Origin of the sequence: Dietzia sp. E1 (assembly GCF_014145015.1) — a bacterium.
In the GTDB taxonomy this organism is placed as follows: domain Bacteria; phylum Actinomycetota; class Actinomycetes; order Mycobacteriales; family Mycobacteriaceae; genus Dietzia; species Dietzia cinnamea_A.
The window spans coordinates 1-6,897 of the sequence record NZ_JAALDU010000167.1; the positions used below are offsets into that span (position 1 = coordinate 1).

General features: G+C 71.2%; 7 protein-coding genes. 3 read left to right on the top strand and 4 right to left on the bottom strand.

Going from position 1 to position 6,897, the window contains the following annotated elements:
- The 3 genes from G6030_RS06885 to G6030_RS06895 form a co-directional block, all read right to left on the bottom strand.
- A partial coding sequence (locus G6030_RS06885; protein ID WP_182642627.1) for an MBL fold metallo-hydrolase occupies positions 1–818 on the bottom strand: 818 nt, incomplete at its 3' end.
- A gap of 2 nt (positions 819–820) precedes the next feature.
- Positions 821–1,300 carry a RidA family protein gene (locus G6030_RS06890; RefSeq protein WP_182642628.1) on the bottom strand — a complete coding sequence of 160 codons (480 nt, stop codon included), beginning with the start codon at positions 1,298–1,300 and terminating at the stop codon, positions 821–823.
- Positions 1,300–1,470 carry a DUF4177 domain-containing protein gene (locus G6030_RS06895; RefSeq protein WP_007629907.1) on the bottom strand — a complete coding sequence of 57 codons (171 nt, stop codon included), beginning with the start codon at positions 1,468–1,470 and terminating at the stop codon, positions 1,300–1,302. Before G6030_RS06895 ends, G6030_RS06890 begins: the two co-directional genes overlap by 1 nt.
- 66 nt (positions 1,471–1,536) lie before the next feature.
- Here G6030_RS06895 and G6030_RS06900 point away from each other — a divergent pair, with 66 nt between their 5' ends.
- Together G6030_RS06900 and G6030_RS06905 are read left to right on the top strand one after the other, a co-directional pair.
- Complete coding sequence (locus tag G6030_RS06900; protein ID WP_182642629.1) at positions 1,537–2,592, top strand: ArsA-related P-loop ATPase; 1,056 nt, start codon at positions 1,537–1,539, stop codon at positions 2,590–2,592.
- A gap of 1 nt (position 2,593) precedes the next feature.
- Positions 2,594–3,703, top strand: a complete 1,110-nt coding sequence (locus tag G6030_RS06905) for an ArsA-related P-loop ATPase (protein WP_061914140.1) — start codon at positions 2,594–2,596, stop codon at positions 3,701–3,703.
- 154 nt (positions 3,704–3,857) lie between these two features.
- On the opposite strand, the gene G6030_RS06910 is transcribed toward G6030_RS06905, so the two are convergent.
- Entirely contained in the window at positions 3,858–4,235 is a 378-nt protein-coding gene (locus G6030_RS06910) for a WhiB family transcriptional regulator (RefSeq protein WP_061227537.1), read from the bottom strand.
- Between the two features lie 268 nt (positions 4,236–4,503).
- Here G6030_RS06910 and G6030_RS06915 point away from each other — a divergent pair, with 268 nt between their 5' ends.
- Positions 4,504–6,882 (top strand): transglycosylase domain-containing protein, encoded by a 2,379-nt coding sequence (locus tag G6030_RS06915; RefSeq protein ID WP_182642630.1) that lies wholly within the window; start codon positions 4,504–4,506, stop codon positions 6,880–6,882.
- The last annotated feature ends 15 nt before the right edge of the window (positions 6,883–6,897 follow it).

The window sequence follows — 6,897 nt, forward strand, 5'->3', positions numbered from 1 at the left end:
AGCGCCACCTTGGTCGACTGCTCGGCCACCTTCAGAAGGAACGGCGTCACATCGCGGTAGATGTGCTGCGTGATCGCCTCGGCGGAGGCGTCGCGGCCCAGCTCGGCCCGCGCGGCGACGATCTGCTCGAGCCGGTCGCGCCGGTGCTGCCCGAGGACCTGCGCGGCGCGGCCGGTGTTCTCGACGTCGGGCCCGTGGCCGGGGATGCCGATCACCCCATCGGCCCGCGCGGCGAGCAGGTCCATGCTGCCCAGGTAATCGCCGAGATCGCCGTCGGTCGAGTCGAGCACGGTCGAATCCCTGCCGAGGATCGTGTCACCGAGGACCACGCAGTCCGGCCGGGCGGTGAACCCGGCGCCCGCGGGCCGCACCTCGAGGCTGACCGAGTCGGCCGTGTGCCCCGGCGTGCCCACCACGGTGATGTCCAGTCCGGCGGCGTGGATCACCTCGTCGTCGTCCCCGTCCGTCACCAACGGTGCGGCGTCGCGACAGAACCGTTCCTCCACGGCCCGGACGGGGGCGGTGGTGAAGGCGCGCAGGTGATCGATGCCGTCGGTGTGGTCACCGTGGCGATGGGTGACGACGACGAGCTCGATCTCCCCCACGATCGCCGCGATCCGCTCGGCGTGCGCGCGGTCGTCGGGCCCCGGATCCACCACCACGCAGGTGGGCGACCCGGGGGCCCGCAGGACGACCGTGTTGGTCCCCTCGAAGGTCATCTCGGAGGGGTTGTCGCAGAGGATGACCCCGGCCAGGTCCGTGACGGGCCGGAGCGTCTCGTACGCCGGGAAGCTGATCGGGGTCAGTCCTGCGGACATGGCTAGACCTCGACCTCGACGACCAGCTCGACCTCGACGGGCGCGTCGAGCGGCAGCTCGGAGACGCCGACGGCCGAGCGGGCGTGGACGCCGGCGTCGCCGAAGAGCTCACCGAGGACGTCGGACGCACCGTTGACCACCGCGGGCTGCCCGTTGAAGCCGGGCGCCGAGGCGACGAAGCCGACGACCTTGACGATCTTCACCACGGCGTCGATGCCGACGAGCGCGTCGACGGCGGCCAGCGCGTTGAGTGCGCACGTGCGCGCCAGGTCGGCGGCCTGCTCGGGGGCGACCTCGGCCCCCACCTTGCCGGTGGCGGCCAGCGTGCCGTCGACCATGGGCAGCTGGCCCGAGGTGTAGACGAACGTGCCCGCCCGGACGGCGGGGACGTAGTTGGCGACCGGCGGGACGACCGTCGGCAGCTCCACGCCGAGCTGCTCGAGCTTGCGGCTCCAGTAGCCCCCGGACTCGGGCTCGGGCATCAGAGCCGTCGCTTCATGTAGGCGACATGCTGCTCGCCCGTCGGGCCGGGCAGCACGGAGACCAGCTCCCAGCCGTCGCTCCCCCACTGGTCGAGGATCTGCTTGGTGGCGTGCGTCAGCAGCGGCACGGTGACGTATTCGAACCGGTCTGTTCCGGTGGATTCGCTCATGGGCCCCACTCTAGGTAAGTGACGAGCGTCCCGCGCGCGGTGGTGTGAGCGCTTAGTGTGGGGGCCATGCCGTCCACTGAGAACCCAGGTACGCGGTCGACACGGGCGACCATCGCCGATGCGCTGTCCACCGGATGGTCGGACAGCTCCGAGCGGGCCGAGTTGCACTACGTGTCCGGGAAGGGCGGGACGGGCAAGACGACGGTCGCCACCTCGCTCGCGCTGGCCCTCGCCTCGACCGGCAAGCGCGTACTACTGGTGGAGGTCGAGGAGCGCCAGGGCATCGCCCGGACCTTCGACCGCGAACCGCTGCCCTACAGCGAGGAGCTCGTCGCGCGGGTGGACGGCGGCGGCAAGGTGTTCGCGCTGGCCATCGACATCGAGGCGGCGATGCTCGACTACCTCGACACCTTCTACCGCCTCGGCGTGGTGGGCAAGGTGATGAAGTCGGTGGGCGCCATCGAGTTCGCCACCACCATCGCGCCCGGCCTCAAGGACGTGTTGCTCACCGGCAAGATCTACGAGGTCGTCACGCGCGAGCACGCCAAGCGCGAGGTCGTCTACGACGCGGTGGTCGTGGACGCGCCGCCCACCGGCCGGATCGGCAAGTTCCTCGACGTCACCACCGCGATGGCCGACCTCGCCGGCGGGGGCGGACCCATCCGGCGCCAGGCCGAGGCCGTGTCCGAACTGGTGCACTCGCCGAGGACGGTCGTGCACCTGGTGACGCTGCTGGAGTCCCTGCCCGTGCAGGAGACGCTCGAGGCGATCGACGAGCTCAAGAGCCACGGCCTGCGTGTCGGCCAGGTGATCATCAACCGCGCCGAGACGCGGCACCTGGACGACGAGGCGCTCGGGCGGATCGCCGAGGAGGACATCGACGCCGAGGCGGTGCGCGCGGGCCTCTCCGAGACCGGGGTGGAGGTCGACGACGAGGGCTTCGAGGGGCTGCTGGTGCAGGCCATCGAGCACGCCCGCGTCGCCCGCGGGCAGCTCCGGGCGGGCGAGACGCTGACGTCGGCCGCCTGCCCCACCCTCGTCCTGCCGGCCCTGCCCCACGGGGTGGAGGTCGCCGACCTGTACGACCTCGCCTCCGCCCTCGTCGACCAGGGAGTGCACTGACATGACACGTCGTCTCGACATCACGGCCATGCTCACCGACCCCGCCACCCGAGTGGTGGTGTGCACCGGCGCCGGCGGCGTGGGCAAGACCACCACCGCCGCGGCGGTCGCGCTGCGGGCCGCCGAACTCGGCCGTGACACGGTCGTGCTGACGATCGACCCGGCCCGCCGCCTCGCGCAGGCCCTCGGGATCGACGAGCTCTCCAACGAGCCCGCGCCCGTCCGGCTGGGACCGGACACACCCGCCGACGCCGGGTCGCTGCACGCGATGATGCTCGACATGCGGCGTACGTTCGACGAGCTCGTCGTGGCCAATACCTCCGAGGAGAACGCACGCGCCATCCTCGACAACCGCTTCTACAAGACCATGGTCACCTCGTTCGCGGGGACCCAGGAGTACATGGCCATGGAGAAGCTCGGGCAGCTGCTCGACGACTCGGCGTGGGACCTCGTCGTCGTCGACACCCCTCCCTCGCGCAACGCCCTGGACTTCCTCGACGCCCCGCGCCGCCTCGGCGCGTTCCTCGACAGCCGGCTCATGCGCCTGCTCTCGACCCCCGGGCGCGGGGTGGGGCGCCTCGTCTCCGGTGCGATGAGCACCGCCATGCGCGGGGTGTCGGCCGTGGTGGGCTCGTCGATGCTCAAGGACGCCTCCGAGGTCGTGGTGGCGCTGGACTCCACGTTCGGCGGCTTCACCACGCGCGCGGCCCGCACCCAGGCGATCCTGCGCCGCAAGGGCACCGAGTTCCTCGTGGTGTCCTCCGCGGAGCGCCCCGCACTGCGCGAGGCCGCCTACTTCGCCGAGCGGCTGGCGGAGGAGCGGATGCCGCTGGCGGGCGTCGTGGTGAACCGGACCCACCCGCGGCTGACCGACCTGAGCGCCGAGCAGGCCTGCGCGGCCGCCGACCGGCTGAGCGGCCGGAACGCGGAGGCCGAGGCGGTCCTCCGTATCCACGCCGACCGGGCCGGCACCGCCAAGCAGGAGCTTCGGCTGCTCGAGTCGTTCACCGACACGCATCCGGACGTGCGGATCGTCGGCGTGCCGTCGCTGCCGTTCGAGATCTCCAACCTCGAGGCGCTGCGGTCGGTGGGCGACCAGCTCTGCGGCTGAGTCGGGGCCGGCTCCACACCGGAGCGGACCGATCGGCTCGGGCCGGGAAACGCGAACGCGGCCCGCGTCGGACGTCGCGGGCCGCGTCGGGAAGACGGTCGGGGTCTGACGGGCGGCGACGCGAGGGGGCGTCGACGCCCGGGGCTGAGCTGACTCAGTAGGCGGCGGAATGCCGCTCGATCTGCTGGGCGAAGAAATCGGCCCAGGACCGCACCTCGGGATGCTGCTTGAGCAGGGCCCGCCGCTGACGCTCGGTCATCCCGCCCCACACGCCGAACTCGACGCGGTTGTCCAGCGCGTCCGCGCGGCACTGCAGGAGTACCGGGCAGTGGCGGCAGATGGAGGCGGCCTTGCGCTGGGCGGCACCACGGACGAAGAGCTCGTCGGGGTCGATGTCCTTGCAGCGGGCCTGGGCGACCCATTCCTGGCGCCCCTCGCCGATGATGACCTCCTCGGAGCCGAGGGGATTGCTTGAGCCGGGGCGGACCCCGTTACCGGAGGAGCGGGTGGTCCCGGGGAGGGTAGCCGTCATCGAAAAACCCCTAGTCTGTGTGAAGGCGTGGGCGGGTTCACCGCACACGCCTCCGGCCTTCTGAGCCCGCCCGGCGCGGCGGGCTCACTGTGTACGCGGTGCGCCCGCACCGGGGCCGGAGGAGATCGACCCCATTTCGGTCCGGAACGTCCCGCGTTCCCCCATATTGTTACCGCAGTCACACAACAGAAGTAAAGAGTTGACACCCGAACCCCGCTCACGGGGTGGTCCGGCGGTGTCTGTCACGTACTCTGGGCGCGTGTCGGCTATGAGTTCGCTGGGAAAGCTGGTCGCGACCTGTGTGGCGGCCGGGGTGGTGGCGGCGGGCTCGCTGTTCCCCATCGCGGGCGCAGCCGGTCTCGCGTCCAACAAGATGGCCGACTCCCTGGCCGGGACGTCCGCCGATCTCATCAAGGGCGATCTGCCGTCGATCTCGACGGTCACCGACGCGGGCGGGCAGCCCATCGCGTGGCTCTACGACCAGCAGCGTGTGCTCGTGCCCAGCGAGGAGATCTCGCCGCAGATGAAGCTCGCGATCATCGCGATCGAGGACCGACGCTTCGCGGACCACAACGGCGTCGACTGGCGGGGCACCATCCGCGCGGCACTGACCAACGCCACCTCCGGCGAGGTCGAGCAGGGCGCGTCGACCATCGACCAGCAGCTGGTGAAGAACTACCAGTTCCTCGTCTCCGCCGAGAACGACGCGGAGCGTCGTGCCGCCGTGGAGACCACCCCCGCCCGCAAGATCAAAGAGATCCGGATGGCGCTCACCCTCGACGGGGAGCTGAGCAAGGACGAGATCCTCACCAAGTACCTCAATCTGGTCTCGTTCGGCAACGGGGCGTTCGGCGTCCAGACGGCCGCCCAGACGTACTTCGGCGTCGACGCCGCGGATCTGACGGTCCCGCAGGCGGCGATGCTCGCGGGCATGGTGCAGTCCACCAGCCGCTTCAACCCGTTCACCAACCCCGAGGACACCAAGCAGCGCCGCGACACGGTGATCGACACGATGGTCCAGACCGGGGCGATCACCCCCGCCGAGGGCGAGCAGTACATGGCCGAACCCCTCGGGGTGCTCGAGCGGCCCAACTCCCTCCCGCGCGGGTGCATCACCGCGGGCGACAGCGGGTTCTTCTGCGACTACGTGCTGCAGTACCTCGACGAGAACGGTCTCAGCCGGGAGATGGTCGAGCAGGGCGGCTACACGATCCGCACCACCCTGGACACGACCGTGCAGGACAACGTCCAGCGCGCCGTCGACACCTACGGCAACCCCACCGCACAGGGCGTGGCCGAGGTGATGAGCGTCGTCCGCCCCGGTAAGGACTCCCACAAGGTCGTCGCGATGGCCTCCAGCCGGCAGTACGGGCTCGAACTGGGCGACAGCCAGACCGTCCAGCCGCAGCCGTTCTCGCTGGTCGGCGACGGTGCGGGCTCGGTGTTCAAGATCTTCACCGTGGCCGCCGCCATGGAGAAGGGCATGGGCACCAACACCTCCCTGCCGGTGCCGCGCCGCGTCCAGGTGGCGGGCCTCGGTTCCGGCGGCGCCGCGGGCTGCCCGGCCGGTCAGTACTGCGTGGAGAACGCCGGCTCGTATCCGGCGTCCCTGCGGGTGCCCGACGCCCTGGCCCAGTCCCCCAACACCACGTTCGTCAACCTCATCAAGGACGTCGGCGTGGCCCCGACCGTCGACATGGCCGTCCGGCTGGGCATGCGCTCCTACGACCGCAAGGGGACCGCGGCCGGAGGCGACTCGATCAGCGGGTTCATCAAGAAGAACAACCTCGGGTCGTTCACCCTCGGGCCCACCGCCGTCAACGCGCTGGAACTGTCCAACGTCGGTGCCACCCTCGCGTCCGGCGGCGTGTGGTGCCCTCCCAGCCCCATCGAGTCGATCACCGACCGGACCGGGAAGCCCGTCGAGCTGAACGAGCCGCAGTGTGAGCAGGTGGTCGAGGAAGGGCTCGCGAACACCCTCGCCGTCGCCATGTCCAAGGACTCCGTCGGCGCCGGCACCGCCGCGGGTGCCGCGGCGGGCGCGGGCTGGAACCGCCCCATGTCCGGCAAGACCGGTACCACCGAGGCCAACCGCTCGTCGGCGTTCCTCGGCTTCACGAACAACTACGCCGCGGCCGTCTACGCCTTCAACGACGGCACCACCACCACCGAGCTGTGCACGAGCCCGCTGCGCCAGTGCTCCTACGGCAACCTCTTCGGTGGACTCGAGCCGGCGCAGACCTGGTTCTCGGCCTTCTCCCCCATCGCGGACGTCTACGGCCCGGTCCAGCTGCCCGCGCCCGACCCCGCCTATGAGGCCGGGACCAGCGGCGAGGGCACCCCGGACGTGGAGGGCATGAGCCAGTCCGCCGCCACGTCCCTGCTCACCAACGCGGGCTTCACCGTCAACACCCAGTTCGTCTCCGGCACCGGCCGTCCCTACGGCACGGTTATTGGCCTCGACGGCGGCACCGGCATCCCCGGCTCCCAGGTGACCCTGCGCGTGTCCGACGGGTCGGGCGGGGGCGGCGGGACATCCGGTGCCTCGGGGCAGGGCGCCTCCGGGCCCGGCGCCGCGGTCGGCGACCAGCCCCTCGTCCTCAACGTGCCCGGCCTGGCGCCGATCACCATCTCGCCGCCGCGGTAGTCGCGCCGCACGCGG